General features: G+C 64.4%; 19 protein-coding genes. 2 read left to right on the top strand and 17 right to left on the bottom strand.

What is annotated here, in order from left to right; translation table 11 throughout:
• Window positions 1–3: 3 nt before the first annotated feature.
• From fcl to BMI91_RS05615, 16 genes are all read right to left on the bottom strand, one after another.
• Window positions 4–975 carry a GDP-L-fucose synthase gene (fcl, locus tag BMI91_RS05690; RefSeq protein WP_078604242.1) on the bottom strand — a complete coding sequence of 324 codons (972 nt, stop codon included), beginning with the start codon at window positions 973–975 and terminating at the stop codon, window positions 4–6.
• Between the two features lie 10 nt (window positions 976–985).
• On the bottom strand, window positions 986–2,107 hold the full coding sequence (gene gmd, locus BMI91_RS05685) for a GDP-mannose 4,6-dehydratase (RefSeq protein ID WP_078604241.1): 1,122 nt from the start codon (window positions 2,105–2,107) through the stop codon (window positions 986–988).
• An 82-nt stretch (window positions 2,108–2,189) separates the two neighbouring features.
• A complete protein-coding gene (locus tag BMI91_RS05680) occupies window positions 2,190–2,774 on the bottom strand; it encodes an LbetaH domain-containing protein (protein ID WP_208607949.1) in 585 nt (194 codons plus the stop codon).
• Window positions 2,771–4,093, bottom strand: a complete 1,323-nt coding sequence (locus BMI91_RS05675; protein ID WP_078604240.1) for a hypothetical protein — start codon at window positions 4,091–4,093, stop codon at window positions 2,771–2,773. The genes BMI91_RS05680 and BMI91_RS05675 overlap by 4 nt, the downstream gene beginning before the upstream one ends.
• The gene (locus BMI91_RS05670; RefSeq protein ID WP_078604239.1) at window positions 4,090–5,067 is read right to left on the bottom strand and encodes a sulfotransferase; all 978 of its coding nucleotides are present in this window, start codon (window positions 5,065–5,067) and stop codon (window positions 4,090–4,092) included. Before BMI91_RS05670 ends, BMI91_RS05675 begins: the two co-directional genes overlap by 4 nt.
• 2 nt (window positions 5,068–5,069) lie before the next feature.
• Window positions 5,070–5,981 (bottom strand): sulfotransferase family protein, encoded by a 912-nt coding sequence (locus BMI91_RS05665; protein ID WP_158522106.1) that lies wholly within the window; start codon window positions 5,979–5,981, stop codon window positions 5,070–5,072.
• 34 nt (window positions 5,982–6,015) lie between these two features.
• Window positions 6,016–7,134, bottom strand: a complete 1,119-nt coding sequence (locus tag BMI91_RS05660) for a glycosyltransferase (RefSeq protein WP_078604237.1) — start codon at window positions 7,132–7,134, stop codon at window positions 6,016–6,018.
• On the bottom strand, window positions 7,131–8,264 hold the full coding sequence (locus BMI91_RS05655; protein ID WP_078604236.1) for a glycosyltransferase: 1,134 nt from the start codon (window positions 8,262–8,264) through the stop codon (window positions 7,131–7,133). Before BMI91_RS05655 ends, BMI91_RS05660 begins: the two co-directional genes overlap by 4 nt.
• Window positions 8,261–9,121 carry a sulfotransferase family protein gene (locus tag BMI91_RS05650; RefSeq protein ID WP_078604235.1) on the bottom strand — a complete coding sequence of 287 codons (861 nt, stop codon included), beginning with the start codon at window positions 9,119–9,121 and terminating at the stop codon, window positions 8,261–8,263. Before BMI91_RS05650 ends, BMI91_RS05655 begins: the two co-directional genes overlap by 4 nt.
• Window positions 9,114–10,163, bottom strand: coding sequence for a glycosyltransferase family protein (locus BMI91_RS05645; protein ID WP_078604234.1), 1,050 nt, complete (start codon window positions 10,161–10,163; stop codon window positions 9,114–9,116). Before BMI91_RS05645 ends, BMI91_RS05650 begins: the two co-directional genes overlap by 8 nt.
• A complete protein-coding gene (locus BMI91_RS05640; RefSeq protein WP_158522105.1) occupies window positions 10,160–11,464 on the bottom strand; it encodes a flippase in 1,305 nt (434 codons plus the stop codon). The genes BMI91_RS05645 and BMI91_RS05640 overlap by 4 nt, the downstream gene beginning before the upstream one ends.
• 28 nt (window positions 11,465–11,492) lie before the next feature.
• Entirely contained in the window at window positions 11,493–12,284 is a 792-nt protein-coding gene (locus tag BMI91_RS05635; protein WP_078604232.1) for a sulfotransferase domain-containing protein, read from the bottom strand.
• On the bottom strand, window positions 12,281–12,670 hold the full coding sequence (locus BMI91_RS05630; protein ID WP_078604231.1) for a MarR family EPS-associated transcriptional regulator: 390 nt from the start codon (window positions 12,668–12,670) through the stop codon (window positions 12,281–12,283). The genes BMI91_RS05635 and BMI91_RS05630 overlap by 4 nt, the downstream gene beginning before the upstream one ends.
• A 415-nt stretch (window positions 12,671–13,085) precedes the next feature.
• Window positions 13,086–13,487, bottom strand: a complete 402-nt coding sequence (locus BMI91_RS05625; RefSeq protein WP_078604230.1) for a hypothetical protein — start codon at window positions 13,485–13,487, stop codon at window positions 13,086–13,088.
• Between the two features lie 628 nt (window positions 13,488–14,115).
• Window positions 14,116–14,871, bottom strand: a complete 756-nt coding sequence (locus BMI91_RS05620) for a glycosyltransferase family 2 protein (protein WP_078604229.1) — start codon at window positions 14,869–14,871, stop codon at window positions 14,116–14,118.
• 95 nt (window positions 14,872–14,966) lie between these two features.
• Window positions 14,967–15,584 (bottom strand): YdcF family protein, encoded by a 618-nt coding sequence (locus tag BMI91_RS05615; protein WP_078604228.1) that lies wholly within the window; start codon window positions 15,582–15,584, stop codon window positions 14,967–14,969.
• A 44-nt stretch (window positions 15,585–15,628) separates the two neighbouring features.
• On the opposite strand from BMI91_RS05615, the gene BMI91_RS05610 reads away from it, so the two are divergent.
• Together BMI91_RS05610 and BMI91_RS05605 are read left to right on the top strand one after the other, a co-directional pair.
• A complete protein-coding gene (locus BMI91_RS05610) occupies window positions 15,629–16,264 on the top strand; it encodes an IS607 family transposase (RefSeq protein WP_078604477.1) in 636 nt (211 codons plus the stop codon).
• Entirely contained in the window at window positions 16,254–17,525 is a 1,272-nt protein-coding gene (locus BMI91_RS05605; protein WP_208607948.1) for an RNA-guided endonuclease InsQ/TnpB family protein, read from the top strand. Before BMI91_RS05610 ends, BMI91_RS05605 begins: the two co-directional genes overlap by 11 nt.
• Here BMI91_RS05605 and BMI91_RS05600 read toward each other — a convergent pair.
• Window positions 17,514–17,705 (bottom strand): hypothetical protein, encoded by a 192-nt coding sequence (locus tag BMI91_RS05600; RefSeq protein WP_078604227.1) that lies wholly within the window; start codon window positions 17,703–17,705, stop codon window positions 17,514–17,516. The genes BMI91_RS05605 and BMI91_RS05600 overlap by 12 nt on opposite strands.
• Window positions 17,706–17,784 lie beyond the last annotated feature (79 nt).

Here is a 17,784-nt window from a genome sequence, read left to right as displayed (position 1 = left end):
CTCTCAGGTTCTGGCTGTGTCGTAGTTTGCGAGGAACCAGCGATAGGTCTCAGTGATCCCGTCTTCGAGGTCGATACGCGCCTCCCAGCCCATCTTCGACAGGCGGCCGACATCCATTAGCTTGCGCATTGTGCCATCGGGCTTGGAGGTGTCGGTCGCGATCCGCCCTTCGAAACCGGTCACCTTCGCGACCATCTGCGCGAGTTCAAGGATCGAGATGTCGGCGCCCGAGCCCACGTTGATATGGCTCAGCATAGGATCGGTATTCGCGTCATAGTCGGCCTTCGGCAAGTCGAGCACGAAGAGCGAGGCCTCGGCCATGTCATCGACATGCAGGAATTCGCGCCGCGGCGTTCCGGTGCCCCAGATCGTGACCTCCTCGAGCCCATCGTGCGCCGCTTCATGGAAGCGCCGGATCAGCGCGGGGAGCACATGGCTATTCTCGGGATGGAAGTTGTCGCCGGGCCCGTAGAGGTTCGTGGGCATCACCGAGCGGTAGTCGACGCCATGCTGCCGGTTGTAGCTCTCGCAGACCTTGATCCCGGCGATCTTGGCGATGGCATAGGGTTCGTTCGTGGGCTCAAGCGGACCCGTCAGCAGCGCATCCTCCGCCATCGGCTGCGGTGCGGCTTTCGGATAGATGCAGGATGAGCCGAGCTGCAGGAGTTTCGTTACTCCGGCAGTATAGGACTGATGGATCACGTTGGCCTCGATCATGAGGTTCTCGTAGATGAAGTCGGCCGGGTAGGTGTTGTTGGCGTGGATCCCACCCACCTTGGCGGCGGCGAGGATCACGACGTCGGGTTTCTCCGCCTGCATGAAGTCGCGCACTGCCGCCTGATCGGTCAGGTCGAGTTCAGAATGGGTGCGGGTGATCAGCTCAAGCGCCTCACCCTTGGCTTTGCGCGCCTCCAGCTGGCGCCGGATCGCGCCGCCCACCATGCCGCGATGGCCTGCGATATAAATCTTGGTCATCGTCTTCGCCTCAGCCTTCGAGCGAGACCGGCAGGTCCAGCCCGTGTTCTTTCAGAAGCGCATAGCGCCGCGCGGCTTTATGGTCCTCTGCGACCATCTCGGCACACATTTCCTGCGCGGTGATCTCGGGCACCCAGCCGAGCTTTTCCTTGGCCTTGGAAGGGTCACCCAAGAGCGTGTCCACCTCGGCAGGACGGAAATAGCGCGGGTCGATCCGCATCACGACGTCGCCGACCTTCAGGGCAGGCGCCTTGTCGCCCTCGATAGATGCGACTGTTGCGATCTCCTCGGTGCCGGAGCCCGAGAATTCCAGCTCGATCCCCAATTCCCTCGCGCTCCAGGTAATGAACTCGCGCACGGAATATTGCTTGCCGGTGGCGATCACGAAATCTTCCGGCGCGTCTTGCTGGAGCATCATCCACTGCATGCGAACGTAGTCCTTGGCGTGACCCCAATCGCGTAAACTGTCGACGTTCCCCATGTAGAGACACGGTTCGAGTCCCATAGCGATGTTGGAAAGGCCACGGGTGATCTTGCGCGTGACGAAGGTTTCGCCACGGCGGGGACTCTCGTGGTTAAACAGGATCCCGTTGCAGGCATACATCCCATAGGCCTCGCGATAGTTCACCGCGATCCAGTAGGCGTAGAGCTTGGCGACCGCATAGGGCGAGCGCGGGTGGAAAGGGGTGGTCTCCTTCTGCGGTGTTTCCTGGACTAGGCCGTAGAGTTCGGAGGTCGAAGCCTGATAGAACCTTGTTTTCTTTTCTAGACCAAGGAAGCGGATGGCTTCGAGCAGGCGGAGCGTGCCAATCGCATCGACATCGGCCGTGTATTCCGGGGCCTCGAAAGACACTGCGACGTGGGACTGCGCTCCGAGGTTATAGACTTCGTCCGGCTCGATATCGCGGATCAGACGCGTGAGGTTCGACGTGTCCGACAGATCACCGTAATGCAGTTTCATCTGCGCGTGCTTGCTGTGCGGATCCTCGTAGATGTGGTCGATCCGCTGGGTGTTGAACAGTGAGGCGCGGCGCTTGATGCCGTGGACCTCGTAACCCTTTTCGAGTAAAAACTCGGCGAGGTATGAGCCGTCCTGACCGGTGATGCCGGTTATGAGAGCTTTCTTGGTCATATCAAATTGTCTTTCTTTGGGCGCCGTGCGGGGGTAGGGGTAATCGTATGGCCGCCGGGGGCCCGTTGGGTTGGAGGGCAGATTATTCCGCCCCCGGCTTGGCAAGCCCCGCAAGGACTAGGCCGGGTGGGATCGAGACAGCGGGGCGTGGCCCCTTTTCCCTAGCGGGATTGCCCATGGCGATCATCTGCGCGGCCACGTCACGGGTGGCAACGGCGCGCGCACCGAGGATGGCGAAGGCGCCGATCTGCACACCTGGGGCAACGAAGGCCTCAGCCGCCACCCAGGCCCCTTCGCCCAAACTGATGGCCCCTGCAACGAGGATGAAATCTTCGCGCGCCGGATCGTGACTGGCGGTGCAGAGGTAGGCGCGCTGGCTGACCACCGCGCCGCGCCCTAGGCGGATCGGGGCGACGTTATAGATCTCGGCGCCATCGCCGATCACCGCGCCCTCGGCCATGTAGAGGTTCCACGGCGCCCAGATCCGGGCTGTCTTGTAAACCAGGCAGCCCCGCGCGATCTCGGCGCCGAACAGCCGCAGCCACAGCGCCCGCCAGCCATGCGCGGTGCGCGGGCAGCACCGGAATGGCCCGGCCTGCACCAGCCCCCATAGGGCGCGGGCGATCTTGTTTTGCAGCGGAAGGTGGTGTGGTGTGAGCGGGGTCATCGGGCCGCCCCATCCGCTTTGCGCCGCGGCAGCAGCTTGAATATGCCAACCAGCACCAGGAACGGCCCGACCAGGAAGATGAACGAGAATATGGCCTGAATGGTATCCTGCAGCATGAATTGCACGAAGGACACCGAGACGGCGTAATAAACCACCAGCGCCATCATGGTCTTTTTCGCCACCGCATGGCCACGCACCCAGCCAAACACAAGTCCCATGATGAACCACACCACCAGCACTGCCCAAGACCATTCGGTGAAGCTCTCGGGGATGCCGCCGGGGTAGGAGCCCTTGGGGATGAGGACGTTCGACGTGGAGTTGGTCACGTCGTAGAAATCGATACCAAAATCATAGCGTAGCGGCTTGTCTGGCCAGATCGCGCGCGGGATTAGGTTGATGAAGGGAAACAGCCACCTGCTGCCGAAGTTGTGGTCGGTCGCCTCCAGCGCCCCCTGAACCACGAGGGTGGCAAAGACCGCGTATTTGCCACCGGTGCGTAGTGTGTCGCCATCGGTATAGTTGTTCATCTTGGCCGAAAGCTCGGAAAAGGCGGTGCCAAGCTCGGCTATGTTGGACAGGTTGAGGGCAAAGCGAATGTAGGGCAGCACGACCAGGAAGGCGAGCGCGGCCAGCACCCCGCCAAACAGCAGCACCAACCGTTTGGGCGTGAGTGCTTCGAGCCCGATCAGCGGCACCGCGACCAGCAGCGCAAAGCGGATTACCCCGCCGCGCTTGCCTTGGGTCACTAGGTCGAAGGCCAGCGCGATCAGCGCAAGTACCAGCACCGCCTTGGCCTTCCGCGACAGCGTCGCGCCGCGCAGGTAAAAGATCAAAAGGATCACCGCGGCGGTGAAAGACGAGTGAAATAGCCGGTAGATATAGGCGGACGAGAAATTGGCGCCCGAGCCGTGCGCCGAACCGTAAAAAGCGCCAAACCCGCCCGAACTCTGCACAAAAATGACCTGGCCGGCGAGGCCGATAAAGAATAGCACGATCGCCAGCTGCACCCAGGACTGGCGATGGGTGACCGTATTGACCGGCACCGGGTTGCGGTAGCCGGCGGTGTAACCGATCCACTCGCCCAGCCCGAACAGCACCACGAAGGCGAGCGAGAGGATCAGCACCATCTCGTAGCCTTCGGGGGTAATGAAGAACCACCGCACATCCGCCGGTATCCGGGACAAATCGTAGCCATAGAGCCCCAGCACCGCCATCAGCCCGAGAAAGCTGAACGAAAGCCAGGTCCGCCGGCCCTGCTTGGCCAGCACCAGGAAAAGCACGGTCAAGACGATCAGGATGGCGACGGAGGTGACGGTCACGGGGCAGGGGCCTCCGGTTTTGTCGGGGCGGCGGTCGGATGGGCATCGATGCCAAGCCAGGCGATCTCCGGGGCCAGTCGGGTGCGGATCTCGTCGATCTGCCGCGGGGTCAGGCGGCGGCGCCAGTTGCCTACCGTCTCGGGCCTTGCGTTGGCGGTGAAATAGTCGATTACCGATCCGGGCGCAGCGAGCCCTACAAAATCGGTGATGCGCTGGCCGGTCTCGGCCGGGGCCTGCACCAGGCTCTCATAAGACACCTCTAGGTAGCGGTCGGGGTCGAGGGCCGTACCCTGCTGGCGCGCCGCGCGCACTAATTCGCGCCACTGGAAGCACAGCGCCGCCACCGGCCCCGCGGCTTCAGCCACCTCGCGAAGGCCGGGCACCCGCTCGGCATAGCGGGCCGCGCCCCCTTTGGTGAGGATACGGACCTTTTCGGGTAGCTGGTCGGCGACGGCGGCTGGGATGCGGTCAAGCGGCAGGTTCCCGCGCCCGACGAGATCGCGGAAATGGCGGAGCCGGCGCGCCAGCACCGCGCCGCGCCCGTCGCGCGCCCCGCCCGTGTCGCCGCCCTCGACCTCCTGACCTGTCTTGTGCAGCTCGACGATCCGGCTGGCGATGTTATCGAATGGATTGCGGATCACGTTGATGACCTTGGCCTCGGGAAAGACCCGCAGGCAAAAATCGAGCCGGAGAGCGTTCGCGGGGGTTTTGTCGACCAGTCGCACGCCCTCGGCGAGATCCTGCGCCTGGCGCTCGAAATGGCGCCGAATGTAGCCCACCGTTGCCAGCGTGGCGCTTTCGGGGCTGCGCATGTCCGAGGTGACCCGGCCCATGCCGTGGGTCCAGACGTAACGTTGTTCGTAGACGTTGTGCAGCTCGGACGATGTGCCCAGCGCCATGGCAATCAGGTTGGTGCCGGAACGGCCCGCCCCAACTAGAAGGATCGGGCGTTCGGCGGTTGGAATGAAGCTCATGCTTATGCCCGCCCCCCCGTTTTGGCCAAGTCCGGGTCGAGCGAATAGCCAAGCGCCGCGGCCACTGGCCCTAGCACTTCGGTAGCCTTGGCAAGCTTCGCCGCGTCCCAGTCGATCCAGTTGCCGTGGCTTGGCTTGAAACCCCTGGTGCCGCGGACGATCGGGTCTTCGGTGCCGAAGTTGGTCTGGCCCTCGTGGTGGCGCAGCATCGCCTCGTCGAAGGCTTCGCCGAGTCCCTCCATGATCCGGGTCAGCTCCGGCTCGGGCCGAGCTACCATGTCTTCGTAAACGGCCCGCACGCAGACATCGGGGTTCGCCGCTGCGAAGGCCATCTGCGCCTCGTACATGCTAGCCATGTGGGCTAGATTGGCTTCGAATAGTGCCATGCCCTCGGCGCCGACACCGGCGGCGCCAGAGATGTTCCAGCCGCGCTCGTCGACGGAATAGGCTACGTCGAACGGATGACGATAGATCATCACGAAGCGCGCGTAGGGCCCAAACATTGCCGCCAGCTCGGGCAGGATGGCGACGTATTGCGGCGTCTTGTCTGCCCAGCGGCGTTTGCCCTGGGCGCGGCGCAACCCCTCATGCAGCGCCCCGGCTTGGCGGCCGATGTGGGCCGCCATCCCCGTCTCGTCATAGCCGAAGGCCCGGTAGCCTGAGACGGTCACGGGATCGCGCAGCATGGCGGCGTAATGGGCCATGAAGAAGGTCTCGGGCGGACAGGCGATCTGCGGGTGCGCATTGAACACGCGGCGCATCAGCGAGGTGCCCGAGCGGTGCAGCCCGATCAGGAAGATCGGATCGGTGCAGCGGTCGGCCTCGTCGAGGGTGACGATCCGCTCCTGCACCACCATCCGGGGCTGGCTGATCCAGGCGCGCACGCGGCGCAGGAAATGGCGCGGCTTTTTCATCGTTTCGTCTCCAAAAGCATAGAGTTTGAGCTGGTCAGGATACAAAATCCGGGCGCCCGCCCGTCCCCCCAATCCACTCGTAGAGAGTTTCGAGCCGCTCCGCGACCTGATCCCAGTCATAGCGCGCGGCCACCAGCGCGTGACCCGCACGTCCCATCGCGGCGCGCTCGGTTGCCCCGAGCGCTAGCAGCCGGGCCAACCCTTCGCGCGCGCCCTCACTGCCCGGCGCACATACCACGGCTGCTCCGGCCGCTTCGGCCTCGGGCAGGTTGCATGCGGGCGTTATCAGCACCGGACGCGCCTGCGCCCAAGCCTCGAGCACGGCCATCGGCAGGCCCTCGGAATATGAGGTCAGCGCAAAGGCGGCGGCCCCCGCGATCAGTGCATCCTTGTCGGCGCCGAATACGGGTCCGACAAGCCGCGCCCGGTCGCCAAGCCCGTGGCTCGAAATTATCGCCTCGACCTCGGCGGCATGGCCGCCATCGTCCCAGCCAGCGATCTCGAGCCGCCAACCGGCTGCGGCAGGCATGCGCGCCAGCGCGGCAAATGCCTCGACCAGCTCGACGATGCCCTTCTTGGGGTGGATCCGCCCCAAGAACAGAAGCATCTTGTCGCCGCCTTCGACCTCGTCCGGCGGCAGTGTGGTAGGTAGGCTCACGCCGTTCGGGATGACGGCAACAGGCATATGCGGAAACAGCGACTTGACCGCGGCGCGCTCAGCCTCAGTGAGAGCATGGATGCAGGCCGCGCGCCTGAGGTTGCGGCCCTCGAACGTGGCAAGGGCGAGGCGCTTTTTCAGTCGGCCATGGGCCAGCGCCCAAGCGTCAAGCATGCCATGCGGGGCGATAACCGTCGGCACTCGGCGCTTGCCGGCCGCGCCGAGAATGGCCGAAAGATACGGGTCCCACAGCCCGTGAGAATGAACCACCTCGGGGGCGGAACATACGAGTATGTCGGCCGCCTCATGCCCGGTTTCAGCGGGCAGAAGTGCGGGCACCCGGGCTGCAGAGGCTTCGGTCTGGTCGGGCGAGACACGGCCTAGCACAGAAACCGCGTGGCCACGCTCGGCCAGCGCTGAGGTGAGGTTGAACACCACCTCGGCCACGCCGCCGCCACGGGTATCGGCCAGCGCCGTGGACTGAACGATCTTCATCTGCGCCTCCGCTGGCTGAGGGCCCAAAGGCGCAGGGCGGGGCCGGAAGGTGCCGGGGGGGCGGCCAGCGAACTTTGAACCGCCGTCACCAGCCCCTCGGCAAAGGCGTTCAGTCCCCAGTCGGCCACATGGGTGGCGGCGGCTTCACCCATCGCGGCAGCGCGGGCTGGGTCGGCGGCAAGTTCGGTCATTCGGGCGGTGAGCGCGGCGGTATCGGTGGGCGCGAAGGTGAAGCCGGTCCGGCCGTCGACCACGAGGTCGAGCGCACAGCCGGCCATATCGCTGACCAGCACCGGCAGCCCCGCGGCCATCGCCTCGTTCACGACCAGCCCCCATTGCTCGACGCGCGAGGGCACAACGAGCGCCCCGGCACCGTGGTAGAGGACGGGCAGGTCGGGGTATTGTACAAAGCCGGGCAGGGTGACGGCATCGGTTAGGCCAAGTGCGTCAATTTGTGCTTCGAGTGTGGGGCGCATATCGCCGTCACCGACTAGGGTCAGGGGCCAGGCCCCGCTGCCCGCTTCGGCCCGGTAGGCGGCGTAGGCGTCGAGCAGCATGCAAAGGTTCTTTTTCTCCACAAAGCGCGCCACGGCCAGAAATCCGCGCCCCGGCCCGGTGCCGCGCGGGCGAGCGAAATGGGCGTTGTCGACCACGTCATATCCGGTGGTGATCCCGGCCGGGCCCAGTCCCAGCCGCTCTAAGTAAGCGCGCGCATGGGATCCAGCAGCGAAGCCCGCTTGGGCCTGCGACACGATCCCGCGCTTCAGCCATTCCTTGAACGGGCGGCGTCGCGCGTCATGGGGGTTGCTGTCTGACATCATCACCGCCCGCGCCCCGCGGGCCCGCGCCCAGCCGAGCGCGTCGAGAGCGTAGGGTGCACTCCAGCCCGGTACGGCCACCACCTCGGGCGCGATCCGGTCGAGTAGGTCGGTCAGCGGCGCGCTCTCGATCCGGTGCATCACATAGCCCTCCCCGGCCTCGGCGGTGTCCCAGGCATAGGTCGCGTCGCGCGCCACCACCTCGATGCCGTGCAGGTCGAGCCACCGGGCGGCGGCCTGCATGCGGGCATGGTGGTAGGGGCCGAACCGCTCCCAGATCAGGGCTGTGCGCGGCGGGCGGGGCTCGGTCACTTCATCGCCTCCCGCGCGGCCTGGATGGTGGCGGTGATGGTGGCGGCATCGGGCGCGTCGAGCGCGTTGAGTGCGTCGAGCGCGCGCCGTGCGGCAGTCTGTTCGGCATCGCTCAAGCGCACCCGGGCCTGGGTCGCAGTCGGCAGCAGCGCCCCGGCGGCGCGCTGGCGCAGCGACCGGGGCAACAGCTCGCGCAGCCTGGCATAGGCCCGCGAATGGAGCAGCGGGCGCAGCCACGACTTGTGCGCCGAGCGGCGGGCATCGCCACGGTTAGCATCGACTGGGCCCAGCGCTAGCACCGGTGCGGGATCGAGCCCGAGGTGGGAGAACACCCTCGTCAGCACCCCGGCGCGGTCGACGGTCAAATCCTCGAGCGTGATCTCGAGGATCGCCTCGGGGCAAAAATGCCGACGCCAAAAGCTGAGCTGCATCGCATAGGCCGAGTTGGCGAGGTATTCGGGCGCCGAGAACAGCCCCCCCTCCGGGCTGGCCAGAGTGCCGTTGCCGATCTCGTGGGCGATGTGGCGCTCGGTGCGCGCGATCGGGTCGCGGGTGATGTAGAGAATCTTCGTGTCGGGCCCGCAGAGCCCGGCGGCAAGCCCGGAGGTGTCGGGGTTGAACGGCACTTTCGAGTTGCCGGTCGACCCATCGCCCAGCCAGCGTTCGCGGCGCCCCGAAAACAGTGCCCGCCAGTCGTCGAGCGCATGCGGCTCGCCCTTGAGGTGGCGCGCCAGCCCGTTGGGCTCCTTGCCGGCCGGAAACCAGACATCGGGATGGCGCGCGAGTTCTTCGCAGAGCGTCGTCGTGCCGGCCTTCATTGCGCCAATCACCAGCAGGTTGGGGGTGCGGTCAGGCATCGGCGCCTCCTTTCCGGGCGTCCGGGGTCAGGCCCCGATCGATACAGGCCACGAAGCGGGCGCGGCGCGCGGCGTTGCCGTCGGTGTCGATCCGGGCGGCGGCTTCGACGCCACGCGGATGCGGCGCGGCGGCGGCGAAGGCGGCCAGCGCGGCGGCGGGATCGTCGAAGGGGACGGCCAGGGTGACGAGGCCCGCGGCCCCCGCCAGCCGCTCGATCAGCGAGTCGGCGCGCACCACCACCGGGCAGCCGGTCTGCAGCGCCCGGCCATAGACCCCGGACGACTGGTCGTATTCGGGCGCATAGGCCGCCCACATGTAATCGGCCACGCGATACAGGCTGAACAGCTCGTCATCTTCGACGAAGCGGTCGGTCGCCATGCCGCCCAGGGCGACGAACCGCTGCGCCAGGTCGGCCGAGGCCGCGTCGATCCGTCCGGCCGAGACGAAGAGCACCCGGTCGGCGAGGGTCGGGTCGGCCTCAAGGATCTCGACCAGCACCGCCAGCCCCTTGCGGGCGGTCAGCGCGCCGGGCATGGCGACGATGCTGCGCCCGGCGGCGCGCGCCTGCGCCGTGTCCGACAGCGGCGTCGTCGGCAGGGTGCCTTCCGTCAGCTTCATGTCGAGATCAAAGAACTCGGGGTCGTCCACCCAATCGGCGGCCATCCCGGCATAGGCTGGCTCGGCCTCGAACGAGACGATGGTAAGCACGTTGGCGATGCCCAGCCCGCGAATGGCGCGAAACAGCGCGCATTTGAGCCGCTGGACGGCGGACCGGGGAGCGAGGCAGGTCTGCGGGCGCAGGAACAGCGCCGAGGTCGGGCGGCGTCGCAGCCAGCGCGCCAGCGCCACCCGGAAGAAGGTGATGTAATCGTCGTCGAGGGTCGAGAAGATCAGGTTGGGCGCGGCGACCAGGTCGCGCAGAAGGGCCGCGCTGCGTTCGCCGTGACGCACCTCGAAGCCATAAAGTGCCCTGAGCGTCAGCCCGTAGCTGATCTTGTGGCCCTTGTCGGTGCGCGAATAGATGATGCCGGCGGCGCTCATGCGGCCCTCCTCAGCCACGGCCAGGGCAAGACTGACGAGTTGATGCCCCAGAGCTGCCAGGCACGGACCCAGAGGGCCACGTTCCAGAGCACCATCGAGGCGACGGTGGCGCTGGCCGCCCCTACCATACCCCAGTGCGGGATCAGGGCAAAGTTGAGCCCAATGTTGGCCAGCGAGGCGACGAGGGTCACGGTAAGGGTTGAACGCTCTTGCCCTCGCATGTTCAAGAGCACCCCAACGGGTCCGACAAAGGCATTTACCGCTTGGCCCGCAACCAGCACCATCAGGGCCGGCCAGACCCCGACATACTCGGGCCCAAAGGCGGTGGCGATCACCCAACGGCCGGCTAGCGCGGCGAGCGCCAGCGTCAGAACCGCCCCGCTAAACGACATCAGCGCGCTCTGACGGCATTGGCGTTCGACTTCCAGGTCATTGCCGGCGGCCGAGGCGCGCGCGATCGCGGGGGTGACGATGCCGGCTGTGATCATCAGCATGGCCGCCGCGCTCTGGCTGAGCTGCGCGCCGGCGGCATAGAGGCCGACGTTTGCATCGCTCATCAGCATGCCGATGGCGACGGTATCGAACTTGGTGTTGATGAGACGCACCACGGCCACGCCCGAGAACATCACCGCCGTGCTCGTCCAGGCCAGCAGCCGGGCCGGCGGCACCCGTGCCGGACGGCCGAGCGGCGGCAGGGCGCGGCTCGCGCGGAGGCGAACTTCGATCAGCACGAGCAGGGTGGCGAGCGCATGTAGCCCCATCGCGGTCACCGCAGTCAGCTCTACCCCGACAAGCAGCGCCCCGCCGACCAGCGCGAGGAACAGCGCCGGGCGGTAGAGCTGCTGGCCAAGCAGCGATTGCACCACCTTGCCGGTGCCGCGCAGCACCGCCGCCGACTGCGCCAAAAGCGGCGTCAACAGGGCCAGCGGCAGGCCGGCGAGAATTACTTTCCACGACGACACTTCGGAGCGGCCAAACAGCGTGAGCATCACCGCGATGACGAGGATGAAGGCTAGGCTGAGCCCGACGATCACCACGGTGGCGTGGCGCAGGAAGCGACCGAGCAGCCGGGTGCGGCCCAGCGTGGCCAACCGCGCCACTTCTCGCACGATGAGGTCGGGAAAGCCGAGCTGCGCAATCAGAACGGCAAGACTGAGGATCGAAAAAGCAAAGGAATAGGTCCCGAAGCCCTGCGGGCCCAGCGAGCGGGCGAGCAGGATCGACAGTGCGAAGGCCACGCCCGCCGACCCGAGCCGGACAAGCGTGCTCTGGCCGACGACTTTGAGAAAGTCGCGCCTCATCGCCGAGTTCCAGAGGGGGCCGGGTCGCTCATGCCGCGTCCTCGGTGTAGCCGAGCCGCGCCAGCTCGGCAGCACAGGCGCGCGCCACCTTTGCGGCCACGGCAGCATCGTCCGCCACCTCGCCCTTGCCGACAAAGTCGAGCCGGTGGGCTGGGTTGTGACGGCGGTAGAGGTCTTCCTGCGCGCGCATCGCGTCACGCGACGAACGCGCAACGGCCTCGGCCAGAGAGGCTTCGGACAACGCCCAGCCGAGGTTGTCATTAAGCGCCGCCAGCACCGCGCCGGCATCGGCCACCAGGTCTTCGTAGCGCACTAGGTGCAGCTGGCGCTGCGAGGTGTCGCGCGGGGCTATGATCCAGGCGCCGACATGGGCCTTCCAGGCGGCGATGCCGAAGCGCGGATCGTCGAGGAACACGGCCAGATCGGCGGGGGTCGCGGCGTCGAGCGTGGTGCGGAACTTGTGGTAAGACTTCATCACCGCGGCTGGATGGCGCACCAAGTAGATCGTGGTGGCGTAATTGCGGTTGAACCCGGCGTGCGACTTGTAAAAGCCCACCCCGCCAGGGCTGAGCCGCGGTGCGACGGCCCGGCTGGCGTGCAGATCGGGCACGAAGCGGCGCACCGAGCCAAAGGTCACCCGCTCGCCCAGCCCGTGCTCGACGGCAAAGGCATTGGCCAACAGCATGGTCAGCCAGGTCACCCCCGACTTTGGGAATTCGACGATAAAGGTATCGCCCGCCTGCAAGCGTTCGGGGCTGAGCGCGGCATCGCGCCGGCCTTGCATCGCCAGCGCGGCGCGCCGCTTGAACTTGTTGATCATCCCTCGTTCCCTCCGATGGTGCCTGCCTGGTGCGGTGCGGCTTGCGGCGCCTCGGGCACCATGCCGCCGAGCGCCTCGATCTCGGCGCGCAAGGCCTCGTATTCGGCGATCTTGCGCTGCAAAAAGCCCCGCGTCATCGCCGCCTTCTCCGCCACGCCTTTCGGCGTCAGCAGGTAGGCGTAGCGCCGCTTATCTTCAGCGGCCTTGAAGTTCCCGAGCTTCACGAAGCCCTTTTCGACGAGGGCTTTGAGCACATAGTTCGCACTTCCGGTGCTAACGCCAACCGCGTCAGCCAGCTCACGCTGCGACATTTCCGGGTTTTCCTCGAGAAGGCGCAAGATGCGAAAGCGGATATCTTCCTGGACCTTGCTGCGCTGGCCTGCCATCAGGAGGCGCCATCTTGGCAGGCTACCGCATCAGCGCTGACTCGGGTCAGTCTGAGGGGAGGGGCATTCACAGTTTGGGGTCGAAAATCCGACATCGTTCAAAGTTGAGCGGTAACAGACTGCTGCACCCGCTAAAAGGGTGTTTATGCAAATCCAGTCATCCGGCAAGGGGAGTCACGGGCGTGTGATCGTAAGCTGCTTGGAAGCAGCGGAGATCGGCCGGTGAAGTATGGCGGGGCCTTAGATGTCGAACGGGAAAAGGCGCCCGGTCTGTCGTGAGGGCAGCTCGTCGCGCCATCAGGTTGTAGCGGGAGTGTATCGCCAAGCGCTCCGCAACATGAGCGTCTCCAGTCGCTTGTTCGCGCCGCGGCCTGTAGTCTTCGTATTTTTTGTTCGAGGTGCGCCGCCACTTGCCTTAGTGGGCTGCCTGACGCGCCCGGATGCCAGGGGTCAGCAGGGGGCGCAAGTCCTCGAAAGTTTCGCCACCTCGAAAACGCCCGAAGGCAAGCGCCAGGCGCTTCACATGTTTTGCCACGTCGACGCCAAAAAGCTCGGCGCAGTGATCGGCGGTCCGAGCAGCGAGCATTTGGGGGAATGGCCACCTGGCCGAAGGCGCGCGGCAAAACGTGACGGCCAGCGTGCGTTCGGCGGCGAAGAAGCGCCCGCGATGATCGAACTCTCCCGGAGGGTCGGTGCGACGCTCTTTACGGTCGAGATATTCAAACGCCGCCGCGATTTCGGCACTGGTGTAGGCGAGACTTGTTGCGAAGACCGCGAATTCGTGAAGCGGGCCCGAGGTGGGGAGGATGTCGAGCATGATGTTGTCCTTTGCTTTCTGAGTGATCTCAGTTTAGCCGAGGCGGGTGAAAAATCGGTTTTGAAAAATCTCGATAATCTCTCGGTTTGGTCGAATTATGTGGACAACTCGGCAGACGGTGCTGGGACGAGACGCAATAGCTAGGGGGTGTGGTAACGTTGGGCGGAGATGGGCAGGTCGCTCGTAACGCCTGGATGAGGCGTATTCGGAAACGACCCGCCCCTCTCTTGAGGGGGGAAGCTCAGGGGGAATAAGGTGCGACCCGGTCTTGCACTTTGCGGCTCGTTAATCTCCCAGATCGGAAGATCTTCAAGCTGCGCCGAGCGACATCGTTGCCGATAGTCTTTTCGACCCCCCCTTGCAGGGGGACACTCCCCTTTCGGGGCACAATTCTCAAACGCAAAACTTCGTCGAATTCTCGAAGAATAATTGTGTCTAATCGTTGTCGATCCTCCTTTCGGGAGGGCGCAAAGGCCCTTCCGAAGAGAGAACACCAACCGGATCGCTCAGACATATTATGCGCGCAAGGCGCTGAAGTAAATGGAAAAATACCTCTAGGTTGTGGGGTTGTGCCTGACGCAAGGTAAGAGGTGGCGCCTAGACGCCAGTGCGACGTCTCATTGAGGCGTCAGTCCTTCTGCCGCTCGACGAACTGCCCGAGCTTGGAGAAGTTCTTGCTCGCAATGGTCATCACGCCGCCCACTTTGTTGCCGCGGATCGCGCGCCAGTCTTCGCCCATCTTCTCGCGGATCCGGGCGAGGTTGCGATTGCTCACACCGCCCAGGCGCATCTTGTAGAGCACCTCAGGGATGTAGACCGAGCGACCAGTCGCTTGCGAGAAATAGCGCAGGATGAAGTCGTAATCGGCTGCGATCCGGAAGCTGGTGTCGAAGCCGCCGAGGCGCTCGTAGACCGAGCGCCGGAGATAGAGGGTGGGGTGGGCCGGCATCCAACCGCGTTTGAGCTTCGCCGGGCTATAAGGGCCTGTGGCCCAGTGCCGGACGACCTTTGTCGTATCGGGTTGCGAGACATAATCGAGATTGGAGAAGACCGCTTCGACCTGCGGATCTTCAAAAGCGGTGGCGATGCGGGCGAGGACCTCGTCATGGGCGAGGAAGTCGTCGCTGTGAACGAAGCCGACGATGTCACCAGACGCCTTCGTCACGCCCTTGTTGAGTGCATCATAGATCCCTTTGTCGGGCTCGCTGACGAGGACCATCCGGTCATGAGCGGCGCGTTCGATCGCGGCGAGCGAGCCGTCCTTTGATTTCCCCTCGATGATGAGGTGCTCAAGATCGGAATGGGTTTGTCGCCCGACGCTTTCGATAGCCTCGCCGACGGTGGCTTCGGAATTGTAGACGGCGGTGATGACGGTAATCTTCATGAAAATGGCGGCCCGGGAAAAATCTGTTCGACCCTCCTATAGGCGCTCCCAGCGGAGGATGAAACCAGTCGTGCTTCCGTCGCCTCGCAGACAAGCTATCTCCCGCTCGCGGCGTAAGCCGCGATCCCAACCCATTCCTTGATCGCGAGATCCAGCGTGTCGAGATGGCCCGCGAGATCCCAGCCAATATCTTCGAGAAACCCATCTGCGCGATAATCGACAGGGTAGGGGACTACCACCTCCCATCCGGCGCGCTCAAAGCTCGCCATCGCACGTCTCATATGAAAGGCGCTGGTGACGAGCAGCCAGGTGTCGGTCGGCTTGGGTTGCGCGAGATCGTGGCTGAGGCGCGCATTCTCACTGGTGTTGCGCGAGCGGCTCTCGAGAAGCAGGCGGGCTTGAGCGATACCTGTTTCCCGAAAGGCGGCTGCCATGACCTCGGCGCCGGGCATGCTCTCTCGCGCAAGGTCGCGCAGGACGCCGCTGCCGCCAGAGAGCAGGATCCTCGCATCTGGAAAGCGATGCGCGAGGGCGAGGCCAGCTGTGACACGCTCGGCGGCCGCATTGAGCTGAACCTGATAGTGACGGGCCGTGCCGTCCCTGACTTCGGCGCCGCCCAGGATGATGATCCCGTCGACTTGGGCGAGCTGCGGGTTGGTCGGATAGGCTTGCTCCAAGGGCCTAATCAGGAGATAGCCGAGGGGCTTTAACATCTTCCATTTGACTTATTCTTTTCGCATCATATATCATCTAAATGATGAAGAAGCTTGTAAGTATTGGCGAGGCCGCAAAGGCCCTGGGCGTGACTCCGCTCACCTTGCGCAGATGGGATGAGAGCGGCAAGCTCAAACCCGACCTCGTAACCGAGGGTGGGCGCCGCCGCTATGACCTCGCCAAACTTCAGCCGGAGCTCCATCGGCAGCAGGATAACGCTGCCCGGCGCACGGTTGCCTACGCACGCGTTTCCTCCCATGACCAGAAAACTGACCTGGAGCGCCAGGCGCAGCTTCTCGAGGCCTATTGCGCCGGGCAGGGCTGGACCTACGAGGTGGTCACCGATCTCGGCTCTGGCATGAACTATCGCAAGAAGGGCCTCAAGCGCCTACTCGAAGACATTGTCGAGGATCGCGTCGGCCGACTGGTCATCACTCACAAGGATCGTTTGCTGCGCTTCGGCGCCGAGCTCGTCTTCGCGATCTGTGAGGCGAAGAACGTCGAGGTCGTAATCCTGAACCAGGGCGAAGACACCAGCTTCGAAGAGGATCTTGCCCGGGATGTGCTCGAGATAACCACGGTGTTCAGCGCACGGCTCTACGGTGCGCGCTCCCGCAAGAGTGCGAAATTGATCGCAGACATCAAGGCCGCGGCCGAAGGAGGCGATGATGGCGCTTGATGGAGCAGCGATCTCTACCCGGATCATGACAGTTCACCGCATCGCCCTCGATGTAGACAAGGCGCAGGACGCACTGTTTGCGCAATGCGCCGGCATCGCCCGGTTCAGCTGGAACTGGGCTCTCGACCGATGGAAATCCCAATATACGGCGCATTGCGAAAACAATTCCCTGCCCAAGCCTTCCGAGGCTGCGCTGCGACGCGAACTCAATGCCATCAAGCGGGCTGAATACCCCTGGATGCTGCATGCGCCCAAAGCGGTTCCACAGCAGGCGATCAAGAATCTTGGTGCCGCGTTCAAGGGTTTCTTCGAGGGGCGCTCCCGCTATCCCAACTTCAAAGCAAAAGATCTCTGTCGTGAGAGCTTTCGGCCGGACAATGGCCCCGGGACATTCCGTGTCGAAGGGCGACGCCTGAAACTGCCGCGCATTGGCTGGGTGTCTATGCGGGAGGCCCTGCGCTTTGGTTCCGAAATGAATCCAACCTTGAAATCCGTCACCATCTCGCGGGAGGCGGGCCGGTGGTTCGCGGCGCTTGCGGTTGAGATCGATCACAGCTTTACACCTCGCCCCGAAGGAGCGGTCATCGGCGTCGATCTCGGCGTTACGGATCTGGCCACCTTGAGCGACGGCCGCAAGTTCTCCGGCTCAAAATCCCTGGGTCGCAACCTGAAGCGGCTCGCACGACTGCAGAGATCTCATGCGCGAAAACAAAAGGGCGGGAAAAATCGGGCACGGTCTCGTGCCCGGATTGCAAAGCTCCATGCACGCATCCGCAACATCCGCCAGGATGGGTTGCACAAGCTTACGACCAAGCTGTCGCGTGAAGCCAGCACAGTGGTCATCGAGGACCTCAATGTCCGCGGCATGATGGCGAACCGGCATCTTTCCCGCGCCATTTCCGATATGGGGTTTTTCGAGTTCCGTCGGCAGCTGAGCTACAAGCTCGCACGTCTGGGCGGCACTCTTGTTGCCGCCGACAGGTTCTTTGCATCCAGCAAGACCTGTTCGGCATGTCATACCAAAGCGGAGGTTCTTCCGCTCTCGGTCCGCTCATGGACCTGCGCCAATTGCGGCGCGCAGCACGATCGCGACATCAATGCGGCGATCAACCTCAAGAATTTGGCCGGTAGCGAGGACCTCAAGGTCCGTCCGGTGTCAGCTTGTGGAGTGGAAGGCTCTGGCGGCGGGACTGATCCTGTCGTGAAACCGGCCACGATGAAGCAGGAAAGTGGACCTGATCAGGAAAGATCAGGTCCATGAAAGCGGAAAGATGCCCAGAGCGAGGAGGCTCGCCAGCGCTACGGAAAGCATCCTGCGCGCCGCGCGTAGGCGCCCGCTCACGAGCGCGATCAGCGCGCCTGCGAGCAAAAGCGCTTCCCAGGTTTCTGCGCGCAGGAGGAAGGTTGCGAGCTTGGAGGCGATGAAAACAAGCGTATCCATGGGGCTCTTGTGCGCGCTGTCGCGCCGTCCCGCAATCCAACCGTTCGAGAAAGCTACCCATAGTCTGTCATATAGGTAG

Source organism: Thioclava sediminum (assembly GCF_002020355.1).
In the GTDB taxonomy this organism is placed as follows: domain Bacteria; phylum Pseudomonadota; class Alphaproteobacteria; order Rhodobacterales; family Rhodobacteraceae; genus Thioclava; species Thioclava sediminum.
Note: the sequence above shows the minus strand (reverse complement) of the source record. Positions and strands in the feature narration are given on the sequence as shown.